Below are 17,701 nucleotides of genomic sequence, written 5' to 3'. Positions count from 1 at the left end.
GCAAAATTAAAGAGCATGAGCTCAATACAGTACCGAACTCATGCTCTAGAAGCTTCCTAACTATACAGTGTCTAACTTTTAGGAGTCACTTTACGGGCAAGCTATAAACACTCATGCATCGGGATGATTAAAAGAAAAACGGGCTAAAGAAAAACGGAGACTCAGAAATCGCGAGCAAATCAAAAAGTGCTAGCGGTGTGAATGGGTTGAAGAACGGTGTGAAAGCACTTGTTCTTATCGGCTTCTTATTTGAATGAAGATAAATTTCCTAAGACTGAACCGTCCGGAACATTTGCTGCTTATTGTAATGAAAGTACAATGATTAAAAGAATAAAAAGAATCAGGAAAAGTAAGATCGCAGCAATGATTGTCATGATAACACCTATAGCGGGCGATCCCCGCATATTCCTTTCATATTAAAGTGTATACTATTATTCTTTTTTTGATCACTTACTTTCATTTTGAAGAAAGGATCCTGCTGTAAGCAAGATCCTTTTGAATATTGCTAGATAAATGAACGAGAAACAATGACCAGCAAAATGAAAAGCACCAAAATCGTACCAGTTGACGTAAAGAATCCACCACAGCTACCTCCAATTCCCCCCGTTCCTATTCCCATGGCCTCCACCTCCTTTCTATTTAGCTTGTGTATTTTATGGACTTACTGTGCTTAGTGATTGGACGGTTGCATTCATTGAACCGTCTATTTGTCATTCTGACTCAAACAAAAAAGCCCTCAATCACGATATAGAGGGTTTAAATCATTTCTTACTGAGGCGATGGTCATGGATCTATGCAATTAGGAACACCCTTAGTTGGGCTGACGGGTATGATATTTCAATAGAACTTCTGTTCTGCTCTTCACATGCGAATTGCGGAGGCACTTCCGGATCTCCATCGCTTAGAATGAATGGCTTCGGTTTCTTTTTCTTTCCCGGTTTTCTTTTCATGAATACCAGTAACATGGTCGATTGTCCTCTCTAGCACTGCCCTTGGGACTTGTCAAACTAACGGCTATCTTCCCCGGTCGCCTGCCTGTACTGCCCCGGCGTTATCCCTTCATACCGCTTGAATACGCGGATAAACGTATTGGCATTGGTGAACCCGACCCGGTCGGAAATATCGGCCACCGTGTCATTCGTCTGACGCAGCAGCGTCTTGGCCTGTTCGACCCGTCTCGTATTAATGTAATCGACAAAATTCATTCCGGTAATGTCTTTGAAAATACTGCTCAAATACGACGGCGATAGGCCGATCTGCTCGCCGAGCGTAGCCAGTGACAAATCCAAATGGTAATTATTTTCCACATACGATTGAATTTGCCCGAACAATTTGGCGGATTGACCCTGCTTTTTCTGCTGAATCCATTCGCTGATTGTCCGGAACGTCGACTCGATGAACGACTGCTTGTCCTGCAGCCGGGTATGCTTGTTCAATTCCTTGTACAAATCGAAGGAGGCGCCAAAGATCGCCTCGGTTGTGGACTGAACCTCATAGATCGTCCGGATGGCGGTGCCGACCAACGCCTGAAACAAGTTGGCGATCATTTCAGGCGTAAAGTCGCCTTCCTTCAAATTTTCACCCCAGATCGCCAGCAGATGCTGACGCAAAGCGTCGAGGTTGCCCGTTTTGACACCGTTGATCAGCTGTTTCTCGGTGTCGATCGAATAGATCAGGGAGCGCTCCGAGGGCTTGTTGACTTCGTCGACGAAGATAACGCTGCCGTCGCCCTTGACCACTTTATACCGCAGTGCCGACAGGGCTTCCACATACGATAAAGGCACCTCCTCGGCCGTCCTGTATAAGTTCCCGATCCCTACCGTAAAGGTCCGGGCGTGCTCCCGTTCGAAATAAGCTTGGACTTTGCGGATAAAGTCAACGATCATTTCAGGTTTCGGGCTGCCATAGTCCAGATTAAGGAGTGAAATGATTTTGTCGTTGCGCTTGCGGATCGAATAGACAGCCATCGGGGCTTCCGCGACCGATTCGGCGGCCAGCCTGTCGATCGTCTCTAGTACGTCATGCGGATACGGACCGATTTTGTCGTCAAGCGTAAAGCCGACCGTCTCGAATACAACGACCTGGAACGAATCGCAGCGGAGCTCCAGCTGGATTTGGACCGTAAGCTCCTGCAGCTTTTCGGACGCTACCCGTCCCTCGATCAAATCGTAGACAAACTTTTGCCGCAGCGCCGGAAGATTTTTCTCGAAGGAGTCCCGCAAGCTCTGGTTCTCGTAGTATACATAGTTGATAATCCGGTCGATGAAGCCGAGCTCGTCTTCCTTCGAAGGGCCCGGCGCCTGCTCATCCTTGCGGCCGATCAAGCCGATGTAGCTGACAATTTTATTAATCGGACGGTAAATGCGATTCGTTAAAAAGTACGACATCACGAGACCGCCCGCCAGGCACAGCATCGCTACAGCCAGAGTGAACTGGCGGATTTTGTTCGCTTTTTCCGTAATGAAGGCCGTCGGTACGATGCTTATATACTTCCAATCGTTGATTTTGGAGGAAGTAAATACAATCTGATACGAAGTCCCGTCTATTATTTCGGTTAAGTATCCCTCTTTGGCGCCAATTTGCTTCACTTTGCCGGTTATCGGCCCTTTGACGGCATTGATAAGCTCGTCCTGGTCGCTGCGCACCTTGCTGTTGAACAATACCTCGCCCGAGGCGTCGACCGTATAAATAAACGCCGGGTAAGGATCGCTCACCCTTTGCACCATGCTGGAAAAATCATCCGTCTTGATGTTGAGGTACAGTACGCCCATCGGATTGATCTCGCTTAAAGGCACTGTCCGCGCAAATGTGACCGCCGAGGAACCGATACCGTAGGAAAGCGTCTCGAACCGGCCGACCGGCTTCAGACCGTAATGGCTTTGACTTGCCGCATGCCAGTCGACCGACGGCTCCGTCTCATAAATATGTTCGTAATAGTAGTCGATGTTGTATTTGGATTCGTGGTTGATGACGATCGGATAGCGGTAAAATTGAATCCATATATCGGAGATGAGCGTGTTCGACAGCTTGACGTTTTTTAAATATTTAATTACGTCAAGAAACAGCAGCTGGTCGAGATCCCAGGTCGTTTCCGACAAGTAAAGCGCCCTTCGAACTTGGGATTGCAGCGAAATCTGAAACGATAAATTATCGACGGAGGCAAGCGTCGCATCGATGTTATCCCTGGCCTGCTCGATATATTTATTATTCGATTTGACGACCTCCTCGACAAGCATGGACGAGGATTGCGTATACGAAACATAGCCGAAGGACAGGATGGCGATCAGTATGAACAGGTTGAACAGGAACAGCATTTTGACAAAAATACTTTTTTGTTTATAAACCTTCAAGCTTTGCGGAATCAATCTCACACCGCAACCCCCTTGCTAACTATTGCCGAACGATGCCGTGTTGACTGCCGGTAAACGGTGGTAGGGCAAGCCATGGTGCCACTCTACCGAATGTCAGGAGAGAATGCCTTGTTTATCCGATTACGACTTTATCGGGTTAAGACCCCCACCTCTAAGGTGGGCCTTGAATCAGGTGGGTAGAGTCCCCGTCTGATTCCCCGATGTTCAGCAAAGCTGAACGAGTTCACTATTTATGTACACGCGTTCACGAAAACTTATTACGTATTCGACTTTTGATGTCCAATCCCTGCTCGTTTATACAAAATAAATCACACCTAATCGCATCGTCCTCTCCCTGTGCTTGCTGTTAAGAAAAAAAACTGCCGGATTACCGACAGTATCTGTTATCTGTTGTAGTTGATTGAAATTTGCTTTTCAAATGCGAATGCCAGGCAGGTCATGACCGCTTTTTCTTCTTGATCGCTTCGCTCTGCTTCATAACCGTTTCGATTTCATGATGAAGTTTGTCCATATCCTTGAACATCTGCTGAATCTGTCTGTTTGTCCTCAAATGCTCGATCGCTTTCTCATAGATGAGTTTCACTCGGTTTCGCCCCCACGCAAGATGATGCTACAGTATACGGACGAAGCCTTCGCCGCGTATCCGCGCATGTCAGGATCGGCCGCCCGTTTACAGCAGATCGCATCTTGTGCCGTTGATGTAATAGCCGTCCTCGCTGTATACCTTGAAGGCGATTTCCAGCTCGTGGACACCGGCCAAGCGCACATGCTCCGTCAATGAGCGGGCGACACGGTCCCTTGTTTCCGGTCCACGCTCAAACCAGGCGACCTCGATAAACGGATACGTACCGACACCCTCCCCATTAAACAGGGAGACGGTCTGGATGCAATCCAATGTAAAATTATCGGTTCCGCATTCGCAGATCAGCGCCAGCTCCTCCACTAAAGATTTGCTGATCATACTTATGCGTTCCGGGGAAATCCCTCTTATTGTCAGTTGGGGCATTTGATTCCGACTCCTTTTCCATCCATTTATGTCTATCATAGCATAACGGTTGTCCGATCTGTACCGCCGGCGGCGCGCGCGGGCCGACAACTCGCCGGACCGCGGCGGAGCCGCCTTATAGCAAAAATTTAAGAGCGACGATGGCAACGGACGCCTGAAACAAAATTTCAAACCACATTTTGGATGGGGCGTTCAGCCTCTGGATGAGCTCGTAGACCGATCTGGCGATAATGATGATCAGCGCAATCTGAAAAAGCAGCGTCGGGATCATTTTCACAGCCTCCCTATTCATTCGTCATCGTAATATCGTATGGGAGGCAAGGGCGAATCATGCAACCTTCACAAAGTTTTTAGTTGACATTGACACTAGTGTCAAACTTTAAAATAAGGCTGAAGGGAGGGATTCACTATGAAGGAAGACGGCCAAGGCATGAGTGATATTTCAGTGAAGAATAGGAGCTTGGCAGCGAATGAAAGCCGAACAGCCGTAACGGTCATCGGCTTGGGTATGATGGGCTCGGCACTGGCAGAGACATTGCTGAAAGAGGGCCATCCGACGACCGTCTGGAACCGTACGGCCGGTAAAGCCGATGCGTTGGCGCTGCAGGGAGCCGCGGTCGCCGCCACAACGGCTGAGGCCATTGCAGCCAGTCCGATGCTAATCGTCTGCGTGCTGGATTACAATGCCATGCATGAAATCCTTGAGCCTGCAGGCCATATGTTGATAGGCAAGACATTGGTAAACCTCACCAATGGCACGCCTGCCCAAGCCCGCAAGGCAGCTGCATGGGCGGCCAATCAGGGCGCCGATTATATTGACGGCGGCATCATGGCCATTCCCCAGATGATCGGCAGTCCGGGAGCGCTCGTGCTGTACAGCGGTTCGCCGGATGCATTCATGAGCTGCCGGCTGACGCTGGAGAAGCTCGGAAGAAGCAATTATCTTGGGGAAGATGCCGGTCTCGCGCCTCTCTATGACCTGGCTCTGCTGAGCGCCATGTACGGGATGTTCGGGGGATTTTTCCAAGCGGCCGCCATGGTACGCTCGGAAATGATACAAGCAGCTGCTCTCGCATCTCTGGTTGTTCCTTGGCTGCATGCCATGTCGGCGGCTCTGCCCCGAATGGCGCAAGCGATAGACTCGAATGACCATGCGACCGATGTTTCCAGCCTGCATAAATCAAGCAGGATTCGTGAATTTCATGGATGCATGCCGTGAGCTAGGCATAAGCGCAGATCTCATGAAGCCGATTCATAATCTGATTGTTCGCGGAGTCGCGGAAGGCTACGGTGCCGACGGCCTCTCAAGGCTGGCGGAGCTGATTCAGAAACCGGAATCGACGGTGTGATCGATCGATTCGCTGTATCGCGGTGAAACAGGGTGGACATATGACTATAGGGAGGCATTTCCATTGTTAACTGATAACCAGGCTCAACGAGAAAGCAAAAACGTTGAAACTCCGGCAGCTATCCGAACTCCGGTGACCGTGCTCGGCCTTGGCCCGATGGGACGGGCGTTGACTCATGCGTTGCTGAGGGCCGGTCATCCGACGACAGTCTGGAACCGCACCGCCGGTAAAGCCGATACGCTTACCGCGCAGGGTGCGGTCCTCGCGAAGACTGCTGCCGAAGCGGTCGCTGCAAGTCCGCTGATCATCATCTGTGTGCTCGATTATGACGCAGTGCGCGCAATTCTGGATCCATTAGGAGGCCACATGAAAGGCCGCATTCTGGTAAACCTGACAACCGGTACGCCGGAGCGTGCGCGCCAAATGGCCGAGTGGGCCGCGGAAAACAACATAGGAGGGTATCTGGACGGAGCTATCATGACACCAACGACAACGATCGGTCACAACTCGGCCATCATCCATTACAGCGGACCGGAAGACATCTATATGGCACATAAGGATACTTTATCGAGCTTGGGCGGAACGGCCGTACACCTCGGAACGGACATAGGCCGCGCTGCGGCTTATGACGTGGTGCTGCTGGATATTTTCTGGACGTTCATGAGCGGCTATATCCATGCGCTCGCCCTTGCAAAAGCGGAAAATATCGACGCACGCGAGCTCGCTTCACATGCCCAGGGCATTATTGGCATCCTGCCTGATATTATGTCTGCTATAGCCGATCAGGTCGACGAAGAGTGCTATCCGGGCGACGAGTCCAATCTCGTCTCGGCTGCCGCAGGCATGGAGCATATTATCCAGGCCGCACTTGCCCATGGTCTTGACACCAGCGTGCTGGCCTCGGCGAATGCCATCGCCCGGCGGGCAATCAATGCCGGCTACGGTACAGACAGCTACGCCCGGCTGGTGGAGACGACTCGTCATTCGGCGGTGCGACCCGGTTGAAATAAACAACGGGAGAGCCCGGTCCTCGAAGAGGACCGGGCTCTCCCGTTGTTTTATTGAGGTCTAGTACGGGGATGCGGCGCGTTCAGGTAACGTCTCCATCTGAACGCCGTTCTTTCATTTGCTCAATGCGTTGGTCCAAACGCTGCTGTACGGCAGCCAATGCGCGAATTTGTTTGACGATCTCATCCCTTTTTTGCTCATAGGCATCAAGCATATCTTCGCAGAACTCGTCCGTACCCGCAACATCAACATAAGCATCATGGCATAGTAATATTTCCAGAATCTCATCCGTCGTCATTCCAAGTCCCAAATATATTTGGATCGTCTTGACACGTTCGATGGCAGATTCTTCGAATTCGCGATAATTGTTTTCAAGACGTTTGGTGTCAAGCAGTCTTTTCTTCTCGTAATGTCGGATCGATCGGGTGCTGACACCGGTTGCTTTAGCCAGTTGACTAATTTTCATGACAATGTCCCCTTCCAATACCAAGATTCATCTCTTAATTGTAATGCATTGCATGAGAGAGAATCCACTTCACTGGACAGCGGTTGTCCCCAAATGTGCATGTGAAAAGCCGCTTCCATCCCCACTGATATAGTGGTGTTGGAGGCGGCTTTTCATATTTGGGGGGACTGTCTCACCGGTTGATACCGATTGGGACAGCCCCATGTGTAATTATTCCTAATTTAATTACGGACGCCTGAGCGCCAACCGCTTAACATGGGACCTGGATGTTCTTTCTGATGTTATACCGGCCGTAAGCCGGCATCAGTCCATCAGCTGGCCGCCGTTCACTTCTATAATTTCGCCGGTTATATAATCGGCATACGGCGATGCCAGGAACAGCGCTGCCCCCACCGTTTCCTCCGGCGTGCCTTCGCGGCCCATCGGAATGCCGGATAATGTTTTCGCCCGAATGTCGGGAGGCGTAAACCGGTCATGGAACGGCGTTGCGATGATGCCCGGCGCGATGCCGTTAACGGTGATCTTGTACTCGATAAGATCCTTGGCCATCCCGCGTGTCATCGTGCTGACTCCTCCTTTTGCGGCGCCGTAAGCGATCGAGCCGAACCCGCCGCCATTCCGGGCGGCCACGGAAGTCATGTTAATGACGCGGCCTTTGTCGGAACGCTTGAGCAGCGGCAGCGACGCCTTCGTCACGAGGTATACCGACTTCAGGTTGACATTCATGACGCGGTCCCACAGCTCCTCCTCAAGCTCCTCCAGCCGCACTCTTTGAATCAGCGCGCCGGCATTGTTGATCAGCACGTCGATACGCCCGAACGTTTCGTCGATGCGGGCCGCCATCGCTTCAACCTGCTGACGGTCGGCGACATCCCCCTGCACGAGCAAGCATTTCCGGCCCAGCCGGTTAATTTCCTCTTCCAGCTTGCGCGCCTCCTCAACGCTCGCATTGCAATGAATAACCACATCCGCTCCATGCTCGGCGAACGCCAGCGCGGCTGCGCGGCCGATCCCTGTGCTGCTTCCGGTAATCCAAACGACTTTATTTTCAAAATGGTACATGATGATGCCTCTCCTTCCGGTATTTTCGATTTCCTCAAGGGACAGGCGCGCCGGTCAGGTTCCCGGATGAAAACCGATCCCGCCAAGCCGGCGGCTTGTCCGAACCACACGACGCGGCTACAGTTTGGCGGCCTCGGGAACTCTGCCCCGGCGCTGCTGGTTTTCCGCGGCCAGATCGTACGGATATGTCACAGGCAGCTCGCTTACATCGTTTAATCGGCTCAGCTGCTCCTCCGTTAACGACCAGCCGCCCGCTCCCAAATTGTCCTCAAGCTGAGCCGTATTTCTCGCTCCGATAATCGGCGAGGTGATGACGCTGCGGCTCAGCATCCAATTCAATGCGACCTGTGCCGGCGACTTGCCTGTTTCATCCGCCACTCCGCTCAGCGTATCGATAATATTCCACGTAAACTCGTTGTTGTAGCGCTCCCACACTTCCTTGTTCGCTCCAACCCGCGTATTTTCGAGCGGTGTCTCCCCACGCTTGAATTTACCGCTCAACAAGCCGCCGCGCAGCGGACTCCATGGAATAACGCCAAGTCCCTCGTGCTCGCACAATGGCAGCATTTCGAATTCCGTCGCGCGGCACAGCAAATTATACTGAGGCTGCAGGCAGGAGAACGGCTCCCAGCCATGCTGACGGGATGTATAGATCGCCTTTTGCAGCTGCCATGCCCTGTAATTGCTCGCTCCGATGTAGCGGACAACGCCTTTGCGCACAAGATCGTTCAGCGTGCTGAGCGTTTCCTCCAACGGCGTTGCCGCGTCCCAGGCATGAACCTGAAACAAATCGATGTAATCCGTACCCAGACGGCGCAGGCTGTCTTCGACGGAGGCAAGAATATGCTTGCGGCTTAAGCCCATATCGTTCGGCCCGTCGCCCATGCCGAATCGTACCTTCGTCGCGACAACGAAATCGTTCCGATTGTTATTCTTCAACCAGGCGCCGACGATTTCCTCGGACAAGCCTTGAGAGTACACGTTGGCCGTATCGATGAAATTGCCGCCGGCTTCCTTAAACCGGTCCATGATGCGAAAGCTCTCCTCACGATCCGCCGCCGCGCCGAAAGTCATGGAGCCCAAGCACAGCTCGCTTACCTTCAGCCCTGTTTTCCCCATAAAACGGTAATTCATAAAGAACTCCTCCTCATTATAACCTGGTACCGCTTCCAGCCGTTTACGCCTACCGGCCTCTAAAGTAACCGCCACTAATCCATTATATATAACAAGTCTTCATTCAGGTAAGAGCTTACTATTTTCTAAGCTACTGAACTGCAGGTAAGTAACCATCGGCAGCTTACACCCGGACAAACCCGAGTTCTCGGACGGACGGCGTAAGGCCGCAGCCCGTCATTAGTATCGCCCGCGCCTGCAGCAGCATACCCGCGCCGCAAAGCCGAACCCGGCCGTCATCGGCAACCGTTTCCATTCGTCTGCCTGCAATTTAAGATGCAATCCGGCCGCCGATATGGTATAGTGCTATAGATAACTGAAGAAGAAAAACCGGAAACGGCTTGTCCGTCCGGGAGAGGTTCGCGAACTCCCTCTATAAAAAACTAAGAATAAACGTTACCCATGTATCGTTTTTTTCACGTTCTTTAGTTTACGGCGGAGCCAAGTTCCGGCAATCGCATTCTTCTTTTGGGCCCGCGGCGCAGTCCGCAAGAAAAGAGAGGGGATACCACATGACCACGTCCAACCGCGACGAAAATTTGAGCGATCTGACGCTGCTAGGGAATCAGCAGACGCCTTATATTTTCTCGTACGATCCGAAGGTGCTGGAGGCTTTCGACAACAAGCATCCGGACCGTTCTTATTTCGTTAAATTCAATTGTCCCGAATTCACCAGCTTATGCCCGATTACCGGACAGCCCGATTTTGCCACGCTCTACATTTCCTACATTCCCGATATCAAAATGGTGGAGAGCAAGTCGCTCAAGCTGTATTTGTTCAGCTTCCGCAACCATGGCGGCTTCCACGAGGATTGCGTCAACATCATTATGAACGATCTGATTGCGCTGATGAATCCGCGGTATATCGAGGTGTGGGGCAAATTCACCCCCCGCGGCGGCATTTCCATCGATCCGTACTGCAACTGGGGACGCCCCGGCACGAAGTATGAAGCGATGGCCGAGCACAGGCTCATGAATCATGATCTATATCCGGAAAAAGTGGATAACCGGTAAGGAGCGACCCTCATGAGATCGTTCCTGATTGCCGCTTATTTGCTGAGCATCGTGCTGGCCAACGTGCTGACAGCCTCCTTCCAGCCGCTGCAGCTCGGCGTCCTGATCGTTCCTGTCGGCTCGTTTCTGATCGGAGCCACCTTCATTTTGCGCGATTTGGTGCAAAACGTCATAGGACGGCGCAAAACGTACGCAACCATCGCCGTGGCGATGATCGTGTCGGCTATTACCTCCAACGTTCTCGGCGACACATTGTGGATCGTAACGGCGTCCGCCTTCACGTTCATGCTGTCGGAAACGACGGATACGGAAATTTACACCCGGCTGAAGCTGCCGATGGCGCATAAAGTGTTCTACAGCGGCTTTGTCGGAGGCATCGTCGACAGCATTGTTTTCATCATCATCGGCTTGTCCCCGTTTGGCGCAGGCGTGCTGCCATGGGATGCGGTCATCTATGCCGTGCTCGGTCAAATTATCGTGAAAACGGCGCTCCAAAGCGCGGGCGCATGGCTGATCGCCTACAGCGCAAGATCCGGGAAAAGCCGCTCGTTAAAGGTTTGACGGCATCGGCCAGTTGAAACAAGCATCGCGCCGGAATGCGAATTCAGGCACGATGCTTGTTTGGGTGTCGCGAGAGCGCGATCGATTCGCGCACGGAACGGCTGCGCGGGGGCAGGCGATTGTACTGAACAATCGCGCGTACTTGGCGCATAGATAAGTTCCGTCAGCAGTTGTTAAAGATGCCTTCGATCCGGCGGTAAACCGCGGTTTCGAAGGCATCTTTCGTTTATCCGATTACGACTTTATCGGGTTAAGACTCCCACCTCTAAGGTGGGCCTTGAATCAGGTGGGGGAGAGTCCCCATCTGATTCCACTACTGAACAAGTTCACTTCGAGGCAAGCTGCAGCGTCTCCCGCTCTCGATGAATCGCTTCCCGGCTTAGCCGGCCGCCGCCCCTACTTCGCGAAAAACCGGGCCGACAGCAGCGCCCTCTCCAGCCGCTTCCACTGCTCTTCCGTCTTGACCGCATCGTTGATGCGCAGGCGGAACGTATAAACGATGCCGTTTTGGGCAAATACATATTCATGCAGCGTGTAAGGCACGTTTTTGCTTTTGTACTGGGTGGCAAAGCGTTTGGCCGTCGTCTCGAACAGCGGCTCGTCGGTCGCCGTATATTTGTAATTGGCGTCCGTCTCCGCATTTTTCTTATACTCCTGCTCAAGCCGGTTAACGGCTTCTTCCAGGGAGATTCGGTCATCCGCCGTTACCGACAATCCGCCGCCTTCAAACGTGAACTGTTTCAGCGCTGTATCGACCTCTCCCTGGTTGCCGTACCATATTTCCGGAACTTGCAGCGAGTAGCCGTATTTTTTGTTCGTATAGGCTGCGGTACGGTTTTTATCCATCAGATCGTCCTCATCCTGGATGAAACCAAGCGAGCTGTTGACCGATTCCTTCGAAAAGCGGGCCGATTTCGCAAAAGAACCGATAATCTCGTCCATACTGCCGGCGGCCGCCTTCGGATATGAGAAGCTTATTTCATACTTATATTTGTCCTTCAAAACGTACAGCACATGGTGTTCGTACCACTTGTCCCCCATCGTGCTCGCATACCGGTTCTCGAGGGCCGCAGCACCGCCGACGACGGTTTCCTGCACGCCGCGCACCTCGCGGTAGTCTTCGGCGTAGATACCGGTAAACAACCGCTCCTGTCGGCCCGCCCAATCTTTCACCGTATCTCCGGATGCCGCGGAAGTGACCTGCAGCGATACCGACAAATCCCCGTCCTCGCTCGCGTAAGTCAGGTACTGTCCCCACTCCCGCTTGCTCCAATTCGTCGGCAAGTCAAACGACAATCCGTATTCCGTCGTAACCGTATTGTCCTGTTGATAAGCCGAAATATTTTTAAGCGCCGGATTGTTGTTATCGAATTTCAGGACGAATGTATCGAGCAGATCGAGATAGCTGTTGCGCTTGAACTCATTGGCGTAACTTTCTTCCTTTTTTATAACCATAATGACGTAGTAAATTTTATCTTCCTTCAAATAGGCGCGGATTTGATAATATTCGCCGCCTTCCTTCCTTTTGCCGACCATCAGCGCATAAGGCTGCGGAGCCTGATCGACATACCGCTTTTCGAGCACCGTATCGTTCGATTTGCCGCTTACCTTTTTCAAAAGCCCGAACGGCGACAAATCCTCGCTCTGCTTGTCCTGCACGATAATATTTATGGCGAACTCGCCCTTGGCGTCTGCCAGCACAATGTTGCCGCCATCCGGGGACTGGCTCGCTTTGACGAGTCCGGCCGGATATTTCATCGACCAGCCGAAGTGGCTGTCCCCGATCTGCGTCTTGCCCTGATCTGCGTCAATATAGGAGCCGTCGCCATCCTGCACGATTTTGGCATCCTTCGCACGCTCTTCGCCCAGCACAAGCTCCGTACCCTTGGACGAACCGCCCGCCTGCAGCGTGAGCCGAACTTTCTGCCCCGGCAAATAATGGGTCAAGGCTTCATTATATGCCACCAGATTGCCCGTCTTTAATTCATCGATCGCGAGCAGCGTATCTCCCTGCTTCACCCCCGCCTTGGCAGCCGGTGAATCCGGTTCCACATAAGTCACTTCCAGACCGTTGCCGGAAGGCAGACCGACTACCGCTTCCCAGCTCTCTCCGAGCTCGAGTCCGAGATAAGGACGTTTCACTTTTCCATATTTATGGAAATGATCCAGCACATATTGCACCGTATGGACCGGTATGGAGAAGCCGAGGCCATCCACGCCGTACTGTACGTATTTGAGTGTATTGATGCCGATGACCTGCCCTTTCATATTGACGAGCGCGCCCCCGCTGTTGCCCGGGTTAATCGCCGCATCCGTCTGGATCAGCTGATATTTGGATTGAACGGAACGGTCCATGCCGCTGACAATGCCGGATGTGACCGAGTTGCGCAGCGCAAACGAGAGCGGCGTGCCGATCGCCATGACGGGCTCGCCGACTTTAATGTCGGTTGGCGAGGCAAATGTCGCGGGTGTCAGACCGAGCGCGTCGATTTTGACCAGAGCGAGGTCGCTCTCCTCGTCATAGTGCGTCGTTTTGCCCGGATACGACCTGCCGTCGGCGGTCACCACGTTGATGTTGCGCATATTTTTGACGACATGCGCATTCGTCAGGATCGTCCCGTCGCTTTCTACGATGACGCCCGTTCCGTGGGCCAGATCGTAGCGGTTCCGCTCCTTCGTATCTTTGCCGCTGACCGGCTTGCCGATAATGGCAACGACGGAGGATGTTGTCTTCTCAATGACTGCCGGAATCGCCGTCTGGCCGCTTGACGTATCCGCATAGGCCGCCCCGCCGGCAACCGTAACGAATAATAGGATCGCCGCAGCCGCGCTCAACAAGCTCTTGCCAAGAACCGTCCGTTTTTTCAATTCGCATTTCTCCCCATCCATAGTTTCCCTTATACGCCCCTAAAATCTACCATACCGTCTTGGTCTGTGGCAATCAAATATTTTCATAGAATCGATTCGCCGGACTTTTCCGTAAGCGGAGTCATTCGCGTGTGATATAATCATAAAATGAAAAGATTGACAGCTAAGAAAGGCTGATGAAAACAGTACGATTAAAATGAGGTGTGCGGACTTAATGAACGATGAATTGAATAAAGCTAAAGCCTCGCCGGACAATCCGCTCCTGGCCCGCGTCGAAGCCTTGGAGCAAAAGGTATCGAGCCTCGAGCGGCAGCTTCATATGCTGCAGCAGGAGGGAGCCGCCACTGCCCGGCCGCCTGCGGTCGGGCCCGGCGGTGCATTTGCCGAAGCTGAAGCGCCGGTACATGGAGCGGCGGCCGGTACGGGCATGCCGACGGCTTCGGGCGTACCGGATCCATCGAAGGCAGCGGGTGCGACAGCCGGTACGGAAGCTTATAGGGCGTCGGACGTACCGTCGGCGCCGGGTACGACGTACATTCCCGGCGCATCGACTGCCCCGGGTGCGCATGAGCAGCGGCCGCAGCCCCCGCTGCAGCCGCCTCCCCCGGCGCCGAAGCCGAAGCCGGACTGGGAGCATTTGATCGCCCGTGTCTGGCTCCCGCGCATATTTATCGCCGTACTGCTGATCGGCGTCCTGTGGGGCTTTACCGCCGCCGTCAGCGCGGGCATCATTACCGAGCCGATCCGTTGTTTGCTGGGCGTCGCGGCTGCAGGCTTTATGTACTGGCAGGGCGAAGCCCAGTCGCGCCGCGGCAGGCCGGCACTCGGCCAAGTGCTGCTCGGGGGCTCGATCGCCGTGCTGCTGCTCGCCTTATTCGCCGCGCATATGCTGTATGCGCTGATTCCGGCTTGGCTCGCCTTCACGTTATATGTGCTTGCGATCGGTGCGGGCCTCCGGACCGCGCTGCGCCAACGTTCACAGGCGCTGACCGTCATCATGATGCTGGCGGGGTACTTGGTGCCGTTCCTGGTGGACAGCGCCAAGCCGGACATACGAATGTTCATTGCCTATGAAACGGTGTTCTCGATCGCGATGCTGCTGCTTGCTCACCGCTTTGCCTACAGAGCCGCATACTGCACGGCCTTTGGCGTCCTGCATGTGCCGCTATTGATCGGCATGATCGGGTTCAGCCATGGAGACAGCCGCTATCCGGTAATGCTGGCGCTGCTGCTCCAGCATGCCGTCATGTTCGCGCTGTCCGTCTTCCCCCGGGAAGGCCGCAGCAGGGCCCATACCGTGCCCCTGTTTCTCGGCTTTACCTTGACCGCAGTCTGGATGTTCGGCTTGTTCGCCGACAAGGACCCGTTCGTCTACCGGCTGGTCATTGCGGCATGCGCCCTCGTCTACAGCGCAACCGCATATGTGCTGCTCAAGCGGAAGCAGCAGGCTGCCGTCTATATGGCAGCCGCCACCTTCGGCTGGTTTCTATGGATCGTGCATGTGCTTGAAGCCAGCAATCAAACCGCCGCCGTGCTGGTCGAGGGCATGCTCGCGATCATGCTCGGCGTCGCGTTCAAAAGCCGGCTGCAGCAGGCGACAGGCATACTGGCCTATGTATTCGGCATATGCAGCGTAATTTTACATCCGATCAGCCGCATCCCTTCGGCGGAAACGTTCGCCTGGCTGGTGCTTCTGGTCTCGGTAGGCGCGCTGTACGCCTTTCTGAAACGGCTGCCGGAGGGCACCGCCGATGGTTATAAACGACGCAAAAACAGCTTGCTGTGGGCCGATTCCGTACTCTTTCTTATTTTTATCTCGCAAGCGACAGATTCGTTGACAAAGGCGTTGTCTTACGATATGCAGCATCTGCTGCTGTCGGCCGTGTGGGTTCTTTACGCAATTGCCGTCATTATTACGGGCGTCGTCGCAAGCAAGCGGAAGGTGCGTCTGGCCGGGATTCTGTTTCTATTTTTGACGCTGCTGAAAATTATTTTTATCGATCTACCCGACGTGTCGGCTGCGATCCGCGCCGTTCTGTTTATCGGGCTGGGAAGTATCGGGGTGGCGGTATCGCGTCTGTTCTACAAGCGCAAGGAATAGCCGTGGACATTGACTTGCAGAGTTCAGGATGAAGCAACGTCCGGAGCCCGCAAAAAGAGACTGAAAAAACGAGAAGCCTGCTGCGCGTTGCAGTAGGCTTCTTTCGTTAGGCGGCGGTTTTAGTGAGGGTTCGTATTGACCTCGAAAATCCACACTCTGCCCCGTATGTCAATGCCGAAATCGAATCCTAGCGCCCCTATACCCGGATAATGTTTTTCGAGCAGAAAGGTGCATGTCCGCGCGACGCCCCGCATCGTATCCCTTTTACCTTTGACCCGTTTTGACGGGAAGGTGCGCCGAAGCGCATATGTGCCTTTCAGAAGCGAGCCTCCTCGGCACAGGTTAGTGACAAACAGCCCGGGACGGGCCAAGCGACCGACGATAGCCGTTATTTTCCATGACTTTCTCGATTTCACCATTTTTACGCGGTAATCGATCGGCCTTCCGTTAATTGTCGTAAGCTGAATGCCCTGTTGCAGCATAAATTTGTGTCGTCCACGAATCCGTCGGAGAGCTGCGGCAAGCTCGTTCCATGAATGCACATGACACTTTTTCCCATAATAATGGTAGAGGTAGCCGCCTGGCGTCTTTTGAATTTTCACGACACGGGATCCCCCTGTTCCGACAAAAGGCTTTGCCACAACGAAAGGATACCGATGGAGCATATCCCGCAAGCCGGAATCGCTGTAACGCCGCATAGCCGGGATATGTTTGGCGACACCGCTATGCTTCAGCAGGATGGTGAACTTCGACCATTTGTTGGCAACCTGTCGCATAATGTCGTCCCTCCTCTCTGTTCATGCAGCACGCATTATAGAGTATTCAGACAACTATGAAACCGTGTGCACGTATGTCCCTATTCCCGCCCCCACACCTCGCGGAGCGCATCCCGGAACAACGCGTCCCATTCGTCATCCGGCAGGCTGTCGCCCGCAGGTGCCTGCCCGGCCGCCGATTCGAGCTCGGTGATGTGCCTCTCCAAATAATCGGCAAGGATCTTCCTTGCCGGCTCCGGTCCATACGTATCGCCAGCCTTTTTGCGGAAGACCAGCGTCTCGATCTCCCGTTTCACGGCCGGCTCCGCCTCAAGCGCCTCAAGCAATGTACCGAAATCGACCGGCGGCGGACCACCTGTCTCCAGTGTCCATCTGCATGCAAAAATAGGCCGGAACGCATTAATATACGTTTTGATATGCAGTTTGTCGCTTCTTAGACAGTCGCGGAAATTTCGTTTGGCCATATGCAGATAGTGGAACACACCCGAGCGTGGCGAAAAGGCGCGCGGAGCCAGCTCGCGGATGCGCGGCATCACCGTATACGGTTCCATATAGATGACCGGCGAAAGCAGCCATTCAAACAGCGGCGGATTGGATTTGCGGAACAGATTGAGCGCTTTTTTCAAATCCCAGCCGTGAATATCCAGCTGCTTGCTGACGGGACGCTCGATGACATCCGGCTTATCAAAAATAGACAAGTACCAGTCGGTCGGCCGCACATACACAAACCGGACGTCGTAATCGCTATTCTGCGACGCCAGTCCCCACATCCGGCTGCCCGCTTCGCAGGCATACACGATCCGCACCTGCTCCTCGCGCTCGATGCGCAGCAGCTTCTCCCGGATATTCGTACTTTCGGACATTGCGATCCCTCCCTTCACGTACGATTTCTTTTTATTGTGCCCAACCAAGCCCGCTGCCCAAAAAAGTCCGCCCGTTTTCCACAG

At 53.4% G+C, this 17,701-nt stretch carries 18 protein-coding genes and 1 riboswitch; of the genes, 6 read left to right on the top strand and 12 right to left on the bottom strand.

Annotated elements, in window-relative coordinates; genetic code table 11:
* Nucleotides 1–505: 505 nt before the first annotated feature.
* From E1757_RS00860 to E1757_RS35620, 5 genes are all read right to left on the bottom strand, one after another.
* Entirely contained in the window at nt 506–619 is a 114-nt protein-coding gene (locus E1757_RS00860) for a sporulation protein YjcZ (RefSeq protein WP_133224934.1), read from the bottom strand.
* Between the two features lie 388 nt (nt 620–1,007).
* The gene (locus tag E1757_RS00855) at nt 1,008–3,371 is read right to left on the bottom strand and encodes a helix-turn-helix domain-containing protein (protein ID WP_133224933.1); all 2,364 of its coding nucleotides are present in this window, start codon (nt 3,369–3,371) and stop codon (nt 1,008–1,010) included.
* 436 nt (nt 3,372–3,807) lie between these two features.
* Nucleotides 3,808–3,954, bottom strand: a complete 147-nt coding sequence (locus tag E1757_RS35625) for a hypothetical protein (RefSeq protein WP_165971897.1) — start codon at nt 3,952–3,954, stop codon at nt 3,808–3,810.
* Nucleotides 3,955–4,041: 87 nt separating this feature from the next.
* The gene (locus E1757_RS00850; RefSeq protein ID WP_133224932.1) at nt 4,042–4,377 is read right to left on the bottom strand and encodes a DUF1904 family protein; all 336 of its coding nucleotides are present in this window, start codon (nt 4,375–4,377) and stop codon (nt 4,042–4,044) included.
* A 115-nt stretch (nt 4,378–4,492) separates the two neighbouring features.
* Entirely contained in the window at nt 4,493–4,648 is a 156-nt protein-coding gene (locus E1757_RS35620; RefSeq protein ID WP_165971884.1) for a hypothetical protein, read from the bottom strand.
* A 138-nt stretch (nt 4,649–4,786) separates the two neighbouring features.
* On the opposite strand from E1757_RS35620, the gene E1757_RS00845 reads away from it, so the two are divergent.
* From E1757_RS00845 to E1757_RS00840, 3 genes are all read left to right on the top strand, one after another.
* Nucleotides 4,787–5,596, top strand: a complete 810-nt coding sequence (locus E1757_RS00845) for an NAD(P)-binding domain-containing protein (RefSeq protein WP_246078962.1) — start codon at nt 4,787–4,789, stop codon at nt 5,594–5,596.
* On the top strand, nt 5,580–5,726 hold the full coding sequence (locus tag E1757_RS36340) for an imine reductase family protein (RefSeq protein WP_246078961.1): 147 nt from the start codon (nt 5,580–5,582) through the stop codon (nt 5,724–5,726). The genes E1757_RS00845 and E1757_RS36340 overlap by 17 nt, the downstream gene beginning before the upstream one ends.
* A gap of 63 nt (nt 5,727–5,789) precedes the next feature.
* Complete coding sequence (locus E1757_RS00840) at nt 5,790–6,731, top strand: NAD(P)-dependent oxidoreductase (protein WP_220446474.1); 942 nt, start codon at nt 5,790–5,792, stop codon at nt 6,729–6,731.
* 85 nt (nt 6,732–6,816) lie between these two features.
* Here E1757_RS00840 and E1757_RS00835 read toward each other — a convergent pair whose 3' ends face one another.
* The 4 genes from E1757_RS00835 to E1757_RS36875 form a co-directional block, all read right to left on the bottom strand.
* The gene (locus E1757_RS00835) at nt 6,817–7,200 is read right to left on the bottom strand and encodes a MerR family transcriptional regulator (protein ID WP_133224931.1); all 384 of its coding nucleotides are present in this window, start codon (nt 7,198–7,200) and stop codon (nt 6,817–6,819) included.
* A 303-nt stretch (nt 7,201–7,503) separates the two neighbouring features.
* Nucleotides 7,504–8,262, bottom strand: coding sequence for an SDR family NAD(P)-dependent oxidoreductase (locus E1757_RS00830; protein ID WP_133224930.1), 759 nt, complete (start codon nt 8,260–8,262; stop codon nt 7,504–7,506).
* A gap of 117 nt (nt 8,263–8,379) precedes the next feature.
* Nucleotides 8,380–9,396, bottom strand: a complete 1,017-nt coding sequence (locus tag E1757_RS00825) for an aldo/keto reductase (protein WP_133224929.1) — start codon at nt 9,394–9,396, stop codon at nt 8,380–8,382.
* A gap of 163 nt (nt 9,397–9,559) precedes the next feature.
* Nucleotides 9,560–9,691 carry a hypothetical protein gene (locus E1757_RS36875; protein ID WP_281282475.1) on the bottom strand — a complete coding sequence of 44 codons (132 nt, stop codon included), beginning with the start codon at nt 9,689–9,691 and terminating at the stop codon, nt 9,560–9,562.
* A 93-nt stretch (nt 9,692–9,784) separates the two neighbouring features.
* A riboswitch (PreQ1 riboswitch) is annotated at nt 9,785–9,828 on the top strand.
* Between the two features lie 119 nt (nt 9,829–9,947).
* Here E1757_RS36875 and queF point away from each other — a divergent pair.
* A complete protein-coding gene (gene queF, locus E1757_RS00820; protein ID WP_133224928.1) occupies nt 9,948–10,448 on the top strand; it encodes a preQ(1) synthase in 501 nt (166 codons plus the stop codon).
* A gap of 12 nt (nt 10,449–10,460) precedes the next feature.
* Nucleotides 10,461–11,009 (top strand): VUT family protein, encoded by a 549-nt coding sequence (locus tag E1757_RS00815; protein WP_133224927.1) that lies wholly within the window; start codon nt 10,461–10,463, stop codon nt 11,007–11,009.
* 396 nt (nt 11,010–11,405) lie between these two features.
* Here the strand turns inward: E1757_RS00815 and E1757_RS00810 are convergent, their stop codons facing one another.
* Entirely contained in the window at nt 11,406–13,877 is a 2,472-nt protein-coding gene (locus E1757_RS00810; RefSeq protein WP_246078960.1) for a S1C family serine protease, read from the bottom strand.
* 214 nt (nt 13,878–14,091) lie between these two features.
* On the opposite strand from E1757_RS00810, the gene E1757_RS00805 reads away from it, so the two are divergent.
* Entirely contained in the window at nt 14,092–15,978 is a 1,887-nt protein-coding gene (locus E1757_RS00805; RefSeq protein WP_165971896.1) for a DUF2339 domain-containing protein, read from the top strand.
* Between the two features lie 119 nt (nt 15,979–16,097).
* On the opposite strand, the gene E1757_RS00800 is transcribed toward E1757_RS00805, so the two are convergent.
* Nucleotides 16,098–16,754, bottom strand: coding sequence for a YheC/YheD family protein (locus tag E1757_RS00800; RefSeq protein WP_133224924.1), 657 nt, complete (start codon nt 16,752–16,754; stop codon nt 16,098–16,100).
* 80 nt (nt 16,755–16,834) lie between these two features.
* The gene (locus tag E1757_RS00795; RefSeq protein ID WP_133224923.1) at nt 16,835–17,617 is read right to left on the bottom strand and encodes a nucleotidyltransferase domain-containing protein; all 783 of its coding nucleotides are present in this window, start codon (nt 17,615–17,617) and stop codon (nt 16,835–16,837) included.
* Between the last annotated feature and the right edge of the window lie 84 nt (nt 17,618–17,701).

It is taken from the genome of Paenibacillus piri (assembly GCF_004354045.1).
Taxonomy (GTDB): Bacteria; Bacillota; Bacilli; order Paenibacillales; family NBRC-103111; genus Paenibacillus_S; species Paenibacillus_S piri.
The sequence above is the reverse complement of the archived record's forward strand: the minus strand, read 5'-3'. Positions and strand labels throughout refer to the sequence as shown.